The following is a 17,556-nucleotide window of genomic DNA, read 5'->3' as shown; positions in this document are numbered from 1 at the left end:
GCTGCAAGCCTACGCGGGACCACTGACAATCGGCCCGGTCACGGGACGTGCAGGGGGTTGGGGACGGTGCCGTGCACGGCGGCGTGCGGGCGGTCACACCGATCGCGGTAACCGTCCACATGCAGACGGTTACGGTTCAGACACAGCCGCTCGATCCGCGGGGTGAGCAGGTCGAAGGTCTCGTGCCGCTCCTTGAGGGCCGGGAAGCGTTCGTGGTGACGCAGGATCTCCGCCCGTACGAGTGACCAGAACTCGGCCTCGGGAACGTCCAGTTGGTCCTCGCACAGCGGGGCGAGATAGCGGAACACCCCGACGAAGAGGCCGGAGTGGATGAACTGGGTGAGGAAGGCGGGCGGTTCGGTGAGCAGCACCGTGCGGACGTCCTCCGGCATGGAGTCGTGCTCCGGGAGCGGCCGGGAGCTGGTGTTGACGTCGTCGACGAAGTCCTTGACCGCGAGGCGGGTGGGGACGTCGTGCTCGTCGAAGACGACGATGGCGTTCTCGCCGTGCGGGGAGAAGACCGTGCCGTACTGGTAGAGGAAGTGCAGCAGGGGCGGCAGCAGCGCGGCGAACAGCCGGCCGAGCCAGTCGCGCGGGGCCAGGCCGGAGCGGTGCACCAGCTCCGCGGTCAGGGCGCGGCCCCGGGGGTCGGTCTGCAGCAGCGCGGCCAGGGTGCGGGCGCGTTCGCCGGGGTCGAGATGGCCGCCGATCGGTTCGCGCCAGATGCAGCCCAGGAGCTCCTTGAACTGGTACGGGACGCCGGGGAGCCGGTCGTAGAGGGGGTGCTCGACGGTGACCGAGGCGGTCTCGCCGAGCAGGATCACCCGGGTCTCGTCGCGCAGATACGGGTCGGCGTCGCGCAGGCCGTGGACCCAGCGGGTGACGGCGGGGGCGGCGAGGGTGCGCTCGGTGGGCAGGCCGCGCCAGACCAGGGTGTTGAGGATGGACAGCGGCAGTTTGACCGTGCGGGCCCGGGGGCGGCTGACGTTGAGGAAGGTGCGGATCGACTGCTGTGGCAGGCGGAGGTCATTGTCGGTGGGCAGCGCGATGATGGATCTGTCGGCGAGTTGCGGGGCGAAGAGCGGGGCGATGGTCTCGTCCCATTGCCAGGGGTGGACGGGCAGGTAGAGGTAGTCGGCGGGGTCGTGGCCCTGGTCGGTGATGGTGCGGGCGAACGTGTGCCGGGTGGCGGGGGCGAGTTCCTCGCCGTAGAGACGGTCGGGGGTGGCGAGCGCGGGGATGCCGCGGTAGTGGGCGATGCTGTGGTGCGCGGCGAGCCAGGGCAGGCGCTGGGCGGTGCGGGCTTCCGGGGCCCAGGTGGCCGCGTCGGTGGCGGAGAAGCCGAGCCGGCCCTTGTTCGCGACGAGCCAGGGGTGGCCGGTCTGGTGGCCTTCGAGGTCGGCGTAGTCCAGGTCGGCGAGGTCGGCGGCGCTGACGGCGGTGGCGTCCAGGCGGGTGTCGGCGGCGAGGGTGGCGGTCAGCTCGCGGATGAGATGGCCGGTGGTGTCGCCGGACAGGCCCAGGACGGTGTCATGGGCGTGGGTGAGGAAGCGGAAGGGATCGGTGTCGGGGGTGATCGAGTCGGGGTCGATGCGCCAGTGTCCGTAGGCGCCGCGGCGGGCGCGGAAGCGGTAGACCAGGTCGTCGGTGACCGACAGGCGGTACTGCGGGGTGCCGTCGGGGGCGGTGCCGTCGGGCTCGGGGGTGAGGACTTCCTCGTACGCGAACTCCGCCAGGGTCTTGGCGAACAGTCGGCGGGCGGCGTGCTGCCAGGCGCGGCGTGAAGGCTGGGGCTCAGGAGACAAGGCGGGACTCCTCGAAGCGGGACCGGCCCGGCACGTACGGGGGACAACCGGGGCGGCGGGGTGGACGGCGGACCGGAGCGGGGCCGTCGACGGACGGCCCCGGGGTCAGAGCAGAGGGCGATGGGCGCGGTCGCGGACCATCAACGCCGCGCGTTTGCCGGGAAGTTCGATCTCATCGGCGTAGCGGAAGCCCGCGGTCAGGAAGGCCGCGACGGAGGCGGTGTTGCGCAGATCGGGCTCGGCGACCACGCGCGCGCAGTGCGGGCGGTGGTCGAGTACGAGATCGGCGGTGGCCCGCAGCAGGGTGCTGCCCAGGCCCCGGCCGCGGTCGCTGACGCCTCCGATGAGCAGATGGACGCCGGTGTCCTGGGGCCGGGCCGGGTAGTAGCGGGCGAGGGGGTCCAGGTCGGCGCGGTAGATCTCCCAGTAGCTCATCGGGGCGCCGGCCAGGACGCCCAGGCAGGGCACGCTGCGGCCGTCGCCGTCGAGCTGGCCCCGCAGATGGGCCGCGGTGATCTCCGGCGGGCCCGCCAGCTCCCAGAAGGCCGCGACGGCAGGATCGTTCATCCAGCCGGTGATCCGGTCGAGATCGCGGGCCGGCTCGACGGGGACGAGCTCGAACGGCCCGGCGGGGGTGTCGGCCGCTCCCCAGCCCGCCAGGTTGTCGAGCAGCGGGCCGGCGGCCGGGACGTCGGGGGACGCCGGCTGCCGCCCGCCGTCGGCGAACAACGCACTGAACTCCGGCGGTAGCTGGAGGTCGAGGGTGTCGTCGGAGCTGGAGCTGAGGCCGGAATCGGTGGATGGCACGGCAACTCTCTCCTCTGGGGGCGGGGGCCGCGTGGCCTTGTGGGTCGCGTCGGCGCCGGGGACGGGGGGGGCGGAAGGTGCGGTCGGGGGTGGTGGGCGGCTACGGGGCGAGGGGGTTGGGCAGGGTGACGTAGACGGACTGGGTTTCGACCGGGCCGACGAGTTCGTCCAGGCCGTGCAGCCGGGTCGCGAGGTTGGCCTTGCAGCGCAGCGTGCGGGCGGCCAGCAGCTGCTCGGGCAGCGGCGAGCGGTGCGCGCGAGGGGCCGCGGCGGCATCGGCGAGGAACCGCCGGAAGGCGGCGAGCAGGATCTCCTCGCGGATCAGGCGCTGGGCGCCGAAGGCCCCGATCAGGCCGAGGACGTTGTTGATGCCGAGGTAGTAGGCGAACCGTTCGTCGGTGACGTCGTCGGCGACGAACGTGTCGCTGACCATGCCGATACCGGGCAGCCGGCGCTCCAGCTCGGCGCGGCGCGAGGTGCGGAAGTAGTAGCCCTGGTTGTCGCGGTAGCGGCCGCCGACCGGCCAGCCGTCGGGGTCCAGCAGCACCAGGGTGTTCTGCTGGTGGGCCTCCAGGACGATGCCGGCGGTGCCGTCCAGCCACAGCAAGGGCCGTACGACCGCTTCGAGGTAGCGCAGGAACCACTCGGTGGCCACCGCGCCCAGGGTGCGGCCGGTACGGGTACTGAGCGCGGCGACGAGATCTTCGAGGCGGGAACGGACTCCGGAGTGGCCGGGCCAGGGCCGGGGAGAGGTGAGGCCGGCGATACAGACGGCGTCGTCGGTGCGGCTGAAGGGGTTGTGCCGGATGACGACGTCGAGGCCTTGGACGGGTTCGCCGTCGGGACCGTCGACGGCGAGATAGGCCGGGTCGCGGACGATGTCGAAGCGGGGGTGGACGGCCTGCCACTCCTCGGCGAGACCGGTGCGCAGCAGCCGGTGCACCTCGACACCGCGGACCAGTTCCTTACGGAGGTTCTCCCGGCGGGAGTTGGTGATGCGCAGCCCGAGGGAGAGTTTGAGCATGGCATCCGCGTCGGGGCGGTGGACCGTGCGGACGGAGGAGGTGGGGTGCCAGAGCGGGCCGTGGGGGCCCAGGTCGTGCAGCAGGCCGGCGTCGCGGAGGGCGGCGATGTCGGGGCGGCCTGCGAGTTCCCGGGCCTGCCAGGGGTGCAGCGGCAACGGCACGGTCTGGTCGGGGAGTTCGAGGCCGTCCCCGGCGAGGTCCCTGGCGAGCTGCTCGGCCGGTACGGGCTTGCCGCGTTCGGTCCAGGCGGAGTCGGCGGCGACGGCGGAGCGGTGCACGGCCATCCAGTGCAGCGGGAAGGCGCCGCGCAGTTCGGGCGAATAGGCGCGGGTCTCGGCGTCGGAGAGGCCCTCGCGGCTCTTGGGTGTGGGGTGCAGGGGGTGGCCGAAGAGCAGGGACTGTTCGGCTTCGAGGAAGAGCGCGCCGTGGTCGTCGGCGGGGCGGGCGCGCCGGTCGGCGAGGAATGCGGCGACATGGCGTACGGAGTCGGCGACCCGGCCGACGAGTTCGGCGCCGTCGCCGTCCGGTGTCCGCTGCTGAGCGCCGTCCGTGTCCGTGCGCTCGCCGGCGTCCGCCACGCGGTGCTCGCCGCCGTCCGAGGCCCGGCGGTCGCCGCCGTGCGCGGCCTCCCGGCGCAGCAGCGCGGCGAGGGTGACGGCGTCCAGCGGGGCGGCGCCGGCCGGGGCGCCTTCGAGGGTGGGGGCGCCCAGGCGGTGCCAGCCGGTGGGTGACCAGTAGCGGACGGGGATGTGCAGGGCGTTCGCGGTAGCCGTCAGGGGGACGCGGAGCCGGCCGCCGGGCGGGCGGGGGGTGCCGTTCTCGCGGAGCCAGCAGCGCAGGAGGTGCTCGATGCCCGCGGCGTCGGCGGCGACCGCCGGATCCGGGTGGTCGAGCGGGTCGTGGTCGCCGGTCCGGGTCCGGTCGTAGGAAGCGGGGGCGTCGTGGCCGGCGGTCTGCGCCGGGTCCTCGTGGGTCTGCTGGTGGCAGGTGTCGTCCGGGGCGCGGCGCTGCTGGCGCGGTACGGACTCGATGGTGCCCGCGCCCTGGTGGTGAACGGGGATGCACTCGGCGGGCTGGGCGTTGTCGGGGCCGGGGCGTTCGGTCATGGGGAGGTGCCTCGCAGTGTCGTGGGGGACGAGCCCGTCGGCCCGGGGGTGGTGCGGACCGCCGCCGTGATGGCGTCGGCGAGGCGGTCGAGGATCGCGTCCGCCTGTTCGTCGGTGATGGTCAGGGGTGGCAGCAGCCGGACGACGGCGGAGTGCCGGCCGCCCAGTTCGACGATCAGGCCGCGGTCCAGACAGGCGTGCTGGACGGCGGCGGCGAGCTGTGGGTCGGCGGGGCGGGCGCCCGTGGCGTCGGCGTCGGCCGCCCGGTCGACGAGTTCGACGCCGAGCATCAGTCCGCGGCCGCGGACGTCGCCGATGCAGTCGTGGGCGGCGGCGAGGGCGCGGAGCCGGGTGAGCATCCGGTCGCCGAGCTCCCCGGCGCGCTCGGCGAGTCCGTTCGCGCGGACGTAGGCGAGGGTGGCTCTGCCCGCGGCCATGGCGAGTTGGTTGCCGCGGAAGGTGCCGGCGTGTGCGCCGGGCTGCCAGGCGTCCAGTTCCTCCCGGTAGACGATCACCGCGAGCGGCAGGCTGCCGCCGATCGCCTTCGACAGGACGAGCACGTCGGGCACGATGCCGCTGTGTTCGACCGCCCAGAAGGTGCCGGTGCGGCCGACGCCGGTCTGCACCTCGTCCACGATCAGCGGGATCTGCCGGGCGGTGGTGATCTCCCGCATCCGGCGCAGCCAGCGGTCCGGTGCGGGGATCACCCCGCCCTCCCCCTGGACGGGTTCCAGGATCATCGCGGCCGGCCTGGGCACCCCGCTCCTGTCGTCGTCGAGCAGGCTCTCGGTCCAGCGTGCGGAGAGTTCGGCGCCGCGCTCGCCGCCGGTGCCGAAGGGGCAGCGGTAGTTGTAGGGGTAGGGCAGCCGGACCACGCCGGTGTGCTGCGCTCCTCCGGAGGCGGCGAGCGCCTGTGAGGTCATCCCGTGGTACGCGCCGGAGAAGGCCATCAGGCCGTCCCGGCCGGTCGCGGTGCGAACGAGTGTGAAGGCGGCCTCGACGGCGTCCGTGCCGGCCGGGCTACAGAACTGGATGCGCGCCTTTTCGGCCAACTCCCCGGGCAGGGTGGCGAAGAGCTCGGTGGTGAAGGCGTCCTTGACGGGCGTGGCCAGGTCGAGGATGTGCAGCGGTGCGCCGGAGTCGAGGACCGTACGGATCGCTTCGAGCACCACCGGGTGGTTGTGGCCGAGCGCCAAGGTGCCGGCGCCGGAGAGGCAGTCGAGATAGCGGCGGCCGTCGGCGCCCTCGATGGTCAGCCCACGGGCGCGCACCGGGACGATGGGCAGCGAGCGCGCGTAGGTTCGGGCAGCGGACTCACGCAGGGACTGCCGGCGCAGGATCCCCTCGTGGGCCGGCGGCGCGGCCGCCGGCACGGTTTCGGTCAACGCCACGGCAGTTGTGTCCTCCTGCTGGTGAGCTGCTGAATACCGCGCGGGCCCTACGGGCGGCCCGGCCGTCCCCCGTACGTACCAACGACGAGGCCGACGCCGGATCACGGCTGATGGCAAGATCCTTGTTGGCGCGGAACCGGGGACCCGAGTACCGCCGTCCCCCTCGACACCGGCATCATGGGGTGCTGCGCCGGGATCTTGAGGTTCATGACAAGCTCCCCACGGCGCGACTCCGTTCAAGCCACATGGTTCAGTTCGAATTCTTCAGGGGGACCCACCCATGCGATCCATACGTCGGCCAGTCCTGGCCGCCGCCGCTCTCACCGCCGTTGTGGCGCTGACCGCAACCGGCTGCGGCCCGGAGGGCGACAACGCGGACGCCAAGCCGAGCCAGTCCGCGGCACAGGACACGGGCGGGGGTGAAATCAAGATCCCCCAGGACATCCAGGACAAGCTCAAGGAACACGGCATCGACCTGGACAAGTGGAAGAACGGCGAGTGGAAGAACTGGGACAAGGACAAGTGGCTCCGGGAGGCCGGGGAGTTCATCAACCCGATCATCAAGAACTTCTGGGACCCGGACAAGATCGACAAGGTCAAGCCGCCCCAGGACCCCAGCAAGCCCGAGGACATCTCGGAGGACCAGGGCAAGACCGACCCTGAGCCGGCCGCCGTCGACGCTCAGCCCGTCAAGACCCCGTACACCGCCACCGCCCCCGGCGTGGGCCTGCTGCTGTTCAGCACCCCCGAGGGCGAGTCGCGTTGCTCGGCCACCGTCGTCAAGGACCCGGCGCACCCCGGTAAGTCCAACCTCGTGTGGACCGCCGCGCACTGTGTGCACGCCGGCAAGAACGGCGGTTGGTACCGCAACATGATGTTCGTGCCGAACTTCAACAAGAACGGTGTCGCCGCCGACAAGTTGAAGGCCGCGCCCTTCGAGGACCGCGTCCCGTCGGGCAAGTGGTGGGCGGACGACATGGCGACGTCCAACGAGTGGATCAAGGGCGGCGGCGCCGTTCCGGGCGTGCCGATGGCCCCGTACGACTTCGCGCTGATGCATGTGAAGCCGGAGCAGAACACCGGCGGCAAGTCGCTGGAAGAGATTGCCGGCGCCGCCTACACCGTCGACTTCAACGCCCCGGCGATGGCCAAGATCCCGAGCCTGACCGCGCAGGGCTACCCGGCCGAGCCGCCGTTCGACGGTGCGGCCCAGCAGCAGTGCACCGACAAGCCGACCCGCCTGTCGATGGACGCCAAGCCGACCATGTACCGGATCGGCTGCACCATGACCGGTGGCTCCTCCGGTGGCCCCTGGTTCATCAAGGGCGCCGACGGCAAGCCGGTGCTGGTCTCCAACATGTCGATGGGGCCGCGTCCGGCCCGTTGGTCGGCCGGCCCGCACCTGGGCCCCGAGGCCAAGAGCATGTTCGACACCATGAGCAAGAAGTGGGCGACCAAGCAGTAGTCAGCTGAGGCGGGTGGTGCCGGTGACGGCGCTGCCCGCCCCGCCCATGGGTACGACGAAGGCCCGCCTCCGGGAGACCGGGGGCGGGCCTTCGTCGTATGCGGGTCGTTCGGCGCCCGGGGCCGCTACGCCGCCGGCACGAACGGCTGGAACTCGGCGGCCAGCTCCTCGTGCACCCGCGCCTTGAGGACCGTGCCCTCGGCGGTGTGCTCCTCGGAGATGACCTCGCCCTCGGCGTGCGCCCGCGAGACCAGGGCGCCCTGGGTGTAGGGCACAAGGACCTCGATCTCGACCTGCGGCCGGGGAAGTTCCTCGTCGAGCAGGGCCAGCAGCTCCGTCATGCCCTGGCCCGTACGGGCCGAGACCGCGATGGCGTGCTTCTCCTGGCGCAGCAGGCGCTGCAGCACCAGCGGATCGGCCGCGTCGGCCTTGTTGACGACCACGATCTCGGGCACGTTCGTCGCGCCCACGTCGCGGATCACCTCGCGTACGGCGGCCAGCTGCTCCTCCGGCACCGGATGCGAACCGTCGACCACATGCAGGATGAGATCGGACTCGCCGACCTCCTCCATCGTGGAGCGGAACGCCTCGACGAGGTGGTGCGGCAGGTGCCGGACGAAGCCGACGGTGTCGGCGAGGGTGTAGAGCCGCCCGCTGGGCGTCTCGGCCCGCCGGACGGTCGGGTCCAGGGTGGCGAACAGGGCGTTCTCCACCAGCACGCCGGCGCCGGTGAGGCGGTTGAGCAGGGAGGACTTGCCGGCGTTGGTGTAGCCGGCGATGGCGACCGAGGGGACCTTGTTGCGCCGGCGTTCCTGGCGCTTGATGTCCCGGCCGGTCTTCATCTCCGCGATCTCCCGGCGCATCTTCGCCATGCGCTCGCGGATCCGCCGCCGGTCCGTCTCGATCTTGGTCTCACCGGGGCCACGGGTGGCCATACCGCCGCCCGCGGAACCGGAGCCACCGCCACCCATCTGCCGGGACAGCGACTGGCCCCAGCCACGGAGCCTGGGGAGCATGTACTGCATCTGCGCCAGGGAGACCTGCGCCTTGCCCTCCCGGGACTTGGCGTGCTGGGCGAAGATGTCGAGGATCAGCGCGGTCCGGTCGACCACCTTGACCTTGACGACATCCTCGAGATGGATCAGCTGGCCCGGGGAGAGCTCACCGTCGCACACCACGGTGTCCGCCCCGGATTCGAGCACGATGTCGCGCAGCTCCAGTGCCTTGCCCGAGCCGATGTAGGTGGCCGGGTCCGGCTTGTCGCGGCGCTGGATGACGCCGTCGAGCACGAGGGCGCCGGCGGTCTCCGCCAGCGCGGCGAGCTCGGCGAGCGAATTCTCCGCGTCGTTCACCGTCCCCGTGGTCCATACGCCGACGAGCACCACCCGCTCCAGCCGGAGCTGCCGGTACTCGACCTCGGTGATGTCCTCGAGCTCGGTGGACAGGCCCGCCACGCGGCGCAGCGCCGCACGGGCCGAGCGGTCGTACTGGTCGCCGTCACGCTCCCCGTCGATCTCGTGGCTCCAGGCGACGTCCTCTTCCATCAGGGCGTCGGCCCGAAGGCTCTCGGGGAGGCGCTGCCGGTCCTGCGGAAGGGAAGAAGAGGAGGTCATTTGATCCTTTGCGTCGTTGGGAAGCCCTCAGGGGGGCCGGGTGGTCCCACCAGGACTGTCGGTGATGCTGCCTCGGTGATGCTGCCGTTGTCGATGATGTCAACGTCCGAGCCGGCCCGGAGATTCCCGGACCCGTCGGCGTCGACCTGTTGATGGTCCCACGGCCGCGGAGGGCCGTCACGCGGGTTTTCCGGGGGTTTCGGGCGTGCCCGCGGGCCGCCACTCCGCGCGCCCCGGCATCGGCGGTGTCCGGGCTCCGTAGAGCCACTCCTGGAAGAAACCGGCGAGGTTCTGTCCGGCGGCCTGGGAGGACAGCGCGATGAAGTCGGCGGTGTCGGCCACGCCGTCATGGTGCCGGGCCACCCACTCGCGTTCGAGGCGCTCGAAGGCGGTGGGGCCGATCTTCTGCCGCAGGGCGTACAGGACCAGTGCGCTGCCGTCGTAGACGATCGGGCGGAAGATGCTGATCTTCTGGCCGGGGCGGGGTGCCTTGGGCGCGGCGGGCGGCCCGCCCTCGGCGCGCCAGCCGTCCGACTGCTGGTACGCCCGGTGCATACGGTCCTCCAGGGAGGCCCGGTGGTCGCCCTTCTCCTGGGCGTAGAGGGCCTCGTACCAGGTGGCATGGGCCTCGTTGAGCCAGACGTCGGACCAGCGGCGCGGGCTGACGCTGTCGCCGAACCACTGGTGGGACAGCTCGTGCACTATCACCGACTCGACGTACCAGTCGGGCAGGTGATCGGCGCTGAACAGGGCTTTTTCGAAGAGCGACAGGGTCTGGGTCTCCAGCTCGAAGCCGGTCCTGGCGTTGGCGATCAGCACCCCGTACGTCTCGAAGGGGTAGGGGCCGACCTTCTGCTCCATCCAGGCCAGGTGGTCGGGGGTTTTGGCGAGCCAGCGCGCGAGGACGGTGCGGTCCGCGGTCGGTACGACATCGCGGATCGGCAGACCGTGCGGCCCGCGGCGCAGCAGCACGCTGGACTTCCCGATGGAGACCTGCGCCAGCTCGGTGGCCATGGGGTGGGCGGTGCGGTAGGTCCAGGTGCGGCCCGCGGCGCGGGGGGCGGCGCCCAGGGGCAGTCCGTTGGCGACGGCGGTCAGCTCCTGGGGCGCGGTGATGTGGAAGGTGAAGAGCGCCTTGTCGGAGGGGTGGTCGTTGCAGGGGAAGACGCGGTGCGCGGCGTCCGCCTGGTTGGCCATCGCCAGCCCGTCGGCGGTGCGAATCCAGCCGCCGTCACGCTTGCCGCCGGGGTCGCTGGTGTGCTCGACGGAGATCTTCACCTCCTGCCCCCGGGAGATGTGGAAGGCCGGGGTGAGCACCAGGTCCTCGCCGTGCTGCTCGTGCCGCGCGGGCAGGCCGCCGATCCGTACGGAGCGCACGGTGCCGCGGGCGAAGTCGAGATTCAGGTGGTCGAGCTCGGTGGTGGCCCGGGCGGTGATCTCGGTGGTGGCGTTCAGCGGCTGGTCGTTGTGGCCGGAGTAGTCCAGCGTGACGTCGTAGGACGTGACGTCGTAGCCGGTGTTGCCGAGCGTGGGGAAGAGGCGGTCACCGAGGCCCTGCGGCCCTACGGCCGGCGGCTCGGCCATGCCGAGGGTGGCGATGGCGGCCAGCCCGAGGGCGGCCGCCTTGCGGCCGGACCACCGGATCCGGCCGCTCGGGCCACGGGGCAGGACGCGGACGGGGACGGGACCGTCGGGGTCGCGGGACGGGCGGCGCAAGGGAAGGGACATGCACTACGGCTACCAACGCGGCCGCCTCACCCGTGGGCGAGCCGGAAAACGGCACCCGAACGGGCGGCGGATCGTGCGTCCGTCTCAGGCCCTGTCCGAGGGTCCGGGCCACCGGTCCGGATGTTGCCGACGGCCCGTCAGCAGACCGGCCGTACCGCCGTTCAGGGGCGCATCGCCGCGGCTTGGCGGGCCCGGCCGGCCCGCAACACGTCGAAGACGCCGGGCACTTGGCGCATGGCGCGCATCAGGGACGGCAGCCCCGAGGCGTTCGGCAGATGCAGCGTGTAGGTGTGGCGGACCCGCTGTTCGTGCGGGGGTTCGACGGCGGCCGACACCACGGCGGCGCCCTGGGAGGCGATCGCTTCGGTGAGGTCGGCCAGGAGATGCGGGCGGCTGAAGGCCTCGGCCAGGAGGGTGACCCGGCAGCCGTGGCCACCCTGGCCGGCGCCCCGCCAGCGCACCCCGACGGGCTGACGGCCGGTGGCCGCCATCCGCGCCACCACGGGGCACAGGGCGCGGTGCACGGTGACCGTGCCGCCCCGTACGGCGAATCCGGTGACGGCGTCCGGCGGCACCGGGGTACAACAGCCGGCCAGCCGGACCGCGGCGCCGGGCAGATCCGCCACCGCGAGGACCGAGCCGGGGGTGACCGAGCCCGCTCCGGAGCGGTGGTGATCCACCGTGGGGCGGCCCGTAAGGGGCGTCTCGGCGGGCGCCTCGCCGGGGCTTGCCGGGCGGGCGCCGGGCTCTGGCGACCCGGCCAGCCACCGGGCGATGGCGAGCCGGGCGGCGGGTGTACGGGCGTGGTCGAGCCATTCGGGCGAGGGGCCGGCCGCGGAGTCCGGGGCCATCAGCAGCTGCAGGCTGTCGCCGTCGTGCAGGACGGTGGCGAGCGTGGCGAGCCGGCCGTTGACCCGGGCGCCGATGCAGCAGTGCGCCCCCTCGCCGTGCCGTTCGTAGGCCGCGTCGACACAACTCGCCCCGGCGGGCAGGCCGATGGTGCCGCCCGCGGCGCCGGACGGGCCGCCCGTGCCGTCCGAGGCGGCGTCGGCGCAGAAGACGGTGATCTCCCGGTCCTGGGCGAGGTCGTCGCGCAGCGAGGTCCAGAACGTGTCCGGGTCGGGGGTGGTGCGCTGCCACTCCAGCAGCCGGGAGAGCCATCCGGGGCGGGTCGGGTCGGCCCGCTCGCCCTCGGGGGCGTCCGCGCCGTCCGTGGGGGCGTACGGGTTGCCCAGCGCGATCACCCCGGCCTCGGCGACCCGGTGCATCTGGTGCGTACGGATCAGGGTCTCGGCGATCTCCCCGGACGGGCCGGCGACGGCGGTGTGCAGCGACTGGTAGAGGTTGAACTTGGGGGCCGCGATGAAGTCCTTGAATTCGGAGATCACCGGTGTGAAGCAGGTGTGCAGCTCGCCGAGGACGGCATAGCAGTCGGCGTCCTCTGTCACCAGCACCAGCAGCCGCCCCAGGTCCGCGCCGGTCAGCTCGCGGCGCGCCAGGCGCACGCGGTGCACGGAGACGAAGTGCCGGGGCCGGACGAGGACTTCGGCGTCGATGCCGGCCTCGTCCAGGACCGTACGCACCCGCTGGGCGATCGCGGCGAGCGGATCGGGCCGGGCGGCGTACTCCATGACCAGGCTCCGGGTCGTCGCGTACTCCTCCGGATGCAGGATCGCGAAGACCAGGTCCTCCAGCTCGGCCTTGAGCGCCTGGACGCCGAGGCGTTCGGCGAGCGGGATCAGCACATCGCGGGTCACCTTGGCGATCCGGGCCTGCTTCTCGGGGCGCATCACCCCGAGGGTGCGCATGTTGTGCAGCCGGTCGGCGAGCTTGATGGACATCACCCGGACGTCGTTGCCGGTGGCCACCAGCATCTTGCGGAAGGTCTCCGGCTCGGCGGCCGCGCCGTAGTCGACCTTCTCCAGCTTGGTGACGCCGTCGACGAGATAGCAGACCTCCGCGCCGAACAGGTCCCGGACCTGATCGAGCGTCACTTCCGTGTCCTCGACGGTGTCGTGGAGCAGGGATGCGGTCAAGGTCGTGGTCTCCGCGCCGAGTTCGGCGAGGATGAGGGTCACCGCGAGCGGGTGGGTGATGTACGGCTCACCGCTTTTGCGCAGCTGACCGCGGTGCGAGGACTCGGCGAGCAGATAGGCCTTGGCAAGGGTGTCCAGGTCGGCGTCCGGGTGGTGGCCACGGTGCACCTTGGCGACGTGTTCGAGGGCGTGCGGGAGGCCGTCGCGCGGGGCCGGACCGAGGAGCGCGGCGCGCCCGATGCGGCGCAGCCCTCTGAGTTCCAGTCGGCGGCGGCCGCGCTTGCGGCCCGCTGCTCCAGGGTTACCAGGGTTAGTGGCCTCTGCGCTCATGGGCACCTCCGGCAGCGTCGACCGGCGGTGGGACGCGTCAGTTCGGACGTCCGGGCCGGTGCTTGTATGCTATCGAGCCCATCACGCAGCGCTGTCCGCCTCTCGCTCAGAGTGATACGGATCACCCGTTCGAGCGAATCTTTTGGCCGGAACCGTTTCACCCGGGCCGGACCGGCCCAGGTCCGCCACGGGCCCCGTCAGGCGAGCGCGGCGGTCAGCCAGGCGGGGTCGAAGGTGCCCTCGGCGACGATCTCGGCCGGGCCGGTCATCTCGACCGTGCCGTCGGGCAGCTCGGTGATCGTCAGGCTGCCGCCGAGCACATCGACCCGGTACGTGACGGGCGCGCCGGTCTCGGCCGGGTCCAGGCCGTCCCTGCGTGCGGCGGCGACGGCGACCGCGCAGGCGCCGGTCCCGCACGAGCGGGTCTCGCCCGAGCCGCGCTCATGGACCCGCATCGCCACATGGCGCGGACCGCGGTCGACGACGAACTCGATGTTCACGCCGTGGGGATAAACCGACGCTGGGCCGAACGGCGGTACGGCCAGCAGGTCACCGGCGTGGGCCAGCTCCTCGACGAACGCGACGGCGTGCGGATTGCCCATGTTCACATTGCGGGCCGGCCAGCTGCGGCCGTCGAGCGTGACGACGACGCTCTCCTCGGGGAGCTCGGCGCGGCCCATGGAGACCGTGACATCGCCGGTCTTGGCGAGGTGCACGCGGCGCACTCCGGCGCGGGTGGCGATGGCGAGATCGCCGGCCTCGACCAGGCCGGCGTGCAGCAGATAGCGCGCGAAGACCCGGGTGCCGTTGCCGCACATCTCGGCGATCGAGCCGTCGCCGTTGCGGTAGTCCATGAACCACTCGGCCTCGTCGGCCTGGGCGTGCGCCTCGGGGTGCGCGGCGGAGCGTACGACGCGCAGAAGGCCGTCGCCGCCGAGGCCGGCACGCCGGTCACAGATCCTCGCGACGGCGGTCGCGGGCAGATCGAGCCGGCCGTCCGGGTCGGGGACGATCACAAAGTCGTTCTCGGTGCCGTGGCCCTTGAGGAAGGCGAGGCGCTGCGTGCTGGTCACCCTTGCATCGTACGGGGAGGCGGGGGAAACGGAGCCCCGGGGGGAAACGCGCTCATACACCCGCCCACCCCCCGAAGGGGGGTGGGCGGCGGGGAAAAAGGTGGGGTGGGGAAAAAGGGTGGGAGGTGAGGAAAGGCAGGAGGCGCGGAATACGGGCGCTCAGCGCAGCCGCGCCACGCGCCAGATGGCCAGCGACGCGGGGATGGCCACCAGGACCGCGTAGATCAGCACCACGCGCCAGTTGGCGCGGCGGCCGGAGCCGCGTACGGGGAGACCGGGCCAGGTGTGGCCGACGCGGCGGGCGGCCATCATGCCCCAGCCGGCGGCGCAGCAGCACAGCAGCAGGCCGAGCATCGCGATCACCGCGCCGCCGTCGCCGCCGAATTCGAAGGCGAGGGGGAAGGCGAACATCAACGAGCCGACGGCGGCGAGCCCGACGATCGGCGCGAGCTGCCACAGTCGCAGCCGGCGCGGCGGCCGCAGTTCCCGGAAGGACTCGCCGCCCTCACCGGGCCCGTCGGTCCCGGCGCCCGGGCCGTCGGAGTCGTCCAGGGTGTCCGGGTCGGTGAGCGGGTCGCCGCCGATGCCACCGGCGCCGGACAGACCGTCCTGCGCGTCCGGTCCGTCGTCGGTCAGCGCTGCCGTGTCAGCGTCGCTGTCCGGTTGCTGCGCTCTGTTGCGAGGGCCGGCCTCCATTGCCACGCGCCCTCCCCACTCCAGACTGCACGCCTCGATCGAAGGTCGATGATGACACGCCCTCAGGGGGCCGGATGACGGCCGGAGCGTCCCGATGCCATGACGTGATCAGGCTGTGACCGGTCGTTCGAGCAACGCCAGCGCCTGCCTGGGAAGTTCCGCGCGGTGGTCGGCGGCGCCGCTGAGCCAGTGGACCCGCGGGTCCCGGCGGAACCACGAGTCCTGACGGCGCGCGAAGCGCTTGGTGGCGCGCACCGTCTCATCGCGCGCCTCCTGTTCGGTGCACTCCCCCGCCAGCTGGGCGAGCACCTGCTGATAGCCGAGCGCCCGGGAGGCCGTACGGCCCTCGCGCAGCCCCTCGCCCTCCAGGCGGCGCACCTCGTCGACCAGGCCGGCCTCCCACATACGGTCGACCCGTCGCGCGATCCGCTCGTCGAGCTCGGGGCGCTCGACATCGACACCGATCTGCAGGGTGTCGTAGACCGCTTCATGGCCGGGGAGGTTGGCGGTGAAGGGGCGGCCGGTGATCTCGATGACCTCCAGGGCGCGCACGATGCGGCGGCCGTTGCTCGCCAGGATCGCGCGGCCGGCCTCGGGGTCCGCGGCAGCCAGCCGGGCGTGCAGGGCGCCGCTGCCCTGTTCGGCCAGTTCGGCCTCCAGACGCGCGCGCACGTCGGGGTCGGTGCCGGGGAATTCGAGGGCGTCGATGGCACCGCGTACGTACAGGCCGGAGCCGCCGACGAGGACCGGGGTGCGGCCCTCGGCGAGCAGCCGGTCGATCTCGGCGCGGGCCAGCCGCTGGTACTCGGCGACGCTGGCGGCGCGGGTCACGTCCCAGATGTCCAGGAGGCGGTGCGGGACGCCCTGCTGCTCCTCGGGTGTGAGTTTGGCGGTGCCGATGTCCATGCCGCGGTAGAGCTGCATGGAGTCGGCGTTGATGACCTCGCCGCCCACGTGTTGGGCGAGCGCGACGCCCAGATCGGACTTTCCGGCCGCGGTGGGGCCGACGACGGCGATGACCCGCGGAGCGGGGACGGCGGTGTTCACCCCGTCAGTCTCGCAAACATCACGCCCCCATCTCGAACGAGCGACGTGACGGGCTACCGATGACGTCGTTGCCTGTTGCGAGGTCCCGAGAGCCGGTTGCAGTACCGGCGCCCGTGGGTGGCGCAACGGTCCGCTCCGGGCGGCACGGGGTTTCGCCCACATGAAGAGCGTAGGAGCAGTTATGGGCGTGTTTTCGCGGTTTCGTCGCCGTAAGGCCGAAGCGTCGACGGAGGAGAGTGCCGCTGCGGCGGTGACGGCCGAGTCGGAGACGGCGGAACCGGCGGAGGCGGCCGCTCCGGCGGACGCCAAGGGAGCCGAGGAGGCCGAGGGCGCCAAGGACGTCCAGGACACCGTCGACGACGGCGGGTCCTCGGCGGATGCCGCGGCTCCGGAGGCGTCCGACGACGCGGAGGGGACGACGGCCGCCGACGGCGGGCCGCGCGCGGAGAAGGCCGCCGAGAGCGCCGGGATTCCCCGGCAGCAGTCGGCGGAGGCCGCGGCGGACAGCGAGTCCGGCGAGGGCGCGCGGAAGTAGTCCGGCGCGGACGGAACGGGCAGGCGCAGCGGCCGCGGGGTGACTCACCCCGCGGCCGCTGCCGTGCGAGGGCCATGGCGCCCGCCCGTCATAGCGGCGATGCGCTCGTCGTGCCGGCACGGGCTCCCGCGACCGCTTCCCGACGGCCGCCTACGACCAGGCCGCCACGAAGTAGCCCACGCCGTACGGGGCCTCCTCGCGCAGCAGCCGGCCACCTAGGCTCGCACCCTCGGCCGCGCCCGCAAGGACCTGCCAGCAGGCCCGCCCGGACGCCTGGAGGTCGAAGGCCAGCTCCTCGTCGAGCGCGGTCAGCGCGGCGAGGTCGGCGGCCCCCAGGGCGCTTGCCGCGGCGGCGTCGAAGGCCTCGGCCCGCTCGTCGAAGTAGCCGGGCGCCTTCACCGTCCGGCAGGCGCTTCCGTCGCCCATCACCAGCAGCGCCACCCGCGGCGCGGACACGGCGATCTCCCGGCCCACCGGCAGACAGCGGTCACGCGGCAGCGGCTCCCCCACGCCCAGCCCCTCCACGGGGGCATCGGCCCAGTCCGCACGGGACAGCAGCCACGCGCCGACGGCCAGCGACGGCGGAAGCTCCCGTTCGCGCACGGCCTCCGCGGCGCCCAGCGACACCTCCAGGTCCACCCCGAAGCCGCGGAAGGAGCCGACGGCGCCCTGCGGGTGCGGGCCCCGGCCGGCCTGATCGGCGGGGCCCAGGACGACCAGCCGGTCGGGACGGGCCGCGGCGAGCACGCCGACCGCGTCCAGGCAGGAGGCGCGCAGCGCGTCCAGCTCGGGCGCCGCGCCGGCGGCCACCTCCGGGACGAGCAGCGGCGGGCAGGGGCAGATGGCGGCGGCTACGAGCATGCGACGCAGCGTAACGCCCCCGGTGCGGAGCCGGTCTC

The 17,556-nt window shown here is 72.8% G+C and carries 13 protein-coding genes; 2 read left to right on the top strand and 11 right to left on the bottom strand.

The annotated features are described in order from the left end of the window. Window positions 1-38: 38 nt before the first annotated feature. The 4 genes from KI385_RS32630 to KI385_RS32615 all read right to left on the bottom strand — a co-directional run bounded on the left by KI385_RS32630 (window position 39) and on the right by KI385_RS32615 (window position 6,134). Window positions 39-1,805: an IucA/IucC family protein gene (locus tag KI385_RS32630; protein WP_238575655.1), complete on the bottom strand. Its 1,767-nt coding sequence runs from the start codon at window positions 1,803-1,805 to the stop codon at window positions 39-41. A 105-nt stretch (window positions 1,806-1,910) separates the two neighbouring features. Beyond that, the gene (locus tag KI385_RS32625; protein WP_238575654.1) at window positions 1,911-2,612 is read right to left on the bottom strand and encodes a GNAT family N-acetyltransferase; all 702 of its coding nucleotides are present in this window, start codon (window positions 2,610-2,612) and stop codon (window positions 1,911-1,913) included. 100 nt (window positions 2,613-2,712) lie between these two features. Continuing rightward, window positions 2,713-4,743, bottom strand: coding sequence for an IucA/IucC family protein (locus tag KI385_RS32620; protein ID WP_238575653.1), 2,031 nt, complete (start codon window positions 4,741-4,743; stop codon window positions 2,713-2,715). Next, window positions 4,740-6,134 carry a diaminobutyrate--2-oxoglutarate transaminase family protein gene (locus KI385_RS32615; RefSeq protein WP_238575652.1) on the bottom strand — a complete coding sequence of 465 codons (1,395 nt, stop codon included), beginning with the start codon at window positions 6,132-6,134 and terminating at the stop codon, window positions 4,740-4,742. The genes KI385_RS32620 and KI385_RS32615 overlap by 4 nt, the downstream gene beginning before the upstream one ends. 280 nt (window positions 6,135-6,414) lie before the next feature. Here KI385_RS32615 and KI385_RS32610 point away from each other — a divergent pair, with 280 nt between their 5' ends. After that, window positions 6,415-7,599, top strand: coding sequence for a trypsin-like serine peptidase (locus KI385_RS32610; RefSeq protein ID WP_238575651.1), 1,185 nt, complete (start codon window positions 6,415-6,417; stop codon window positions 7,597-7,599). A 125-nt stretch (window positions 7,600-7,724) separates the two neighbouring features. Here the strand turns inward: KI385_RS32610 and hflX are convergent, their stop codons facing one another. The 6 genes from hflX to miaA form a co-directional block, all read right to left on the bottom strand. Further along, window positions 7,725-9,212, bottom strand: a complete 1,488-nt coding sequence (hflX, locus tag KI385_RS32605; protein WP_238575650.1) for a GTPase HflX — start codon at window positions 9,210-9,212, stop codon at window positions 7,725-7,727. Between the two features lie 177 nt (window positions 9,213-9,389). After that, entirely contained in the window at window positions 9,390-10,940 is a 1,551-nt protein-coding gene (locus tag KI385_RS32600; protein WP_238575649.1) for a M1 family metallopeptidase, read from the bottom strand. A gap of 161 nt (window positions 10,941-11,101) precedes the next feature. Then, on the bottom strand, window positions 11,102-13,306 hold the full coding sequence (locus KI385_RS32595) for a RelA/SpoT family protein (protein ID WP_238575648.1): 2,205 nt from the start codon (window positions 13,304-13,306) through the stop codon (window positions 11,102-11,104). Between the two features lie 197 nt (window positions 13,307-13,503). Beyond that, a complete protein-coding gene (gene dapF, locus KI385_RS32590; protein WP_238575647.1) occupies window positions 13,504-14,379 on the bottom strand; it encodes a diaminopimelate epimerase in 876 nt (291 codons plus the stop codon). Between the two features lie 159 nt (window positions 14,380-14,538). Next, the gene (locus tag KI385_RS32585) at window positions 14,539-15,075 is read right to left on the bottom strand and encodes a hypothetical protein (RefSeq protein ID WP_238575646.1); all 537 of its coding nucleotides are present in this window, start codon (window positions 15,073-15,075) and stop codon (window positions 14,539-14,541) included. A 108-nt stretch (window positions 15,076-15,183) separates the two neighbouring features. Next, window positions 15,184-16,122, bottom strand: coding sequence for a tRNA (adenosine(37)-N6)-dimethylallyltransferase MiaA (gene miaA, locus KI385_RS32580; RefSeq protein WP_238575645.1), 939 nt, complete (start codon window positions 16,120-16,122; stop codon window positions 15,184-15,186). 181 nt (window positions 16,123-16,303) lie between these two features. Here miaA and KI385_RS32575 point away from each other — a divergent pair, with 181 nt between their 5' ends. Beyond that, window positions 16,304-16,657: a hypothetical protein gene (locus tag KI385_RS32575; protein ID WP_238575644.1), complete on the top strand. Its 354-nt coding sequence runs from the start codon at window positions 16,304-16,306 to the stop codon at window positions 16,655-16,657. A 150-nt stretch (window positions 16,658-16,807) separates the two neighbouring features. Here KI385_RS32575 and KI385_RS32570 read toward each other — a convergent pair whose 3' ends face one another. Then, window positions 16,808-17,518 carry a class III extradiol dioxygenase subunit B-like domain-containing protein gene (locus tag KI385_RS32570; protein ID WP_238575643.1) on the bottom strand — a complete coding sequence of 237 codons (711 nt, stop codon included), beginning with the start codon at window positions 17,516-17,518 and terminating at the stop codon, window positions 16,808-16,810. Window positions 17,519-17,556: the final 38 nt, after the last annotated feature.

Source organism: Streptomyces inhibens, from assembly GCF_022221585.1.
GTDB classification, from domain to species: Bacteria; Actinomycetota; Actinomycetes; order Streptomycetales; family Streptomycetaceae; genus Streptomyces; species Streptomyces inhibens.
This window is presented reverse-complemented; position numbering and strand designations above follow the sequence as displayed.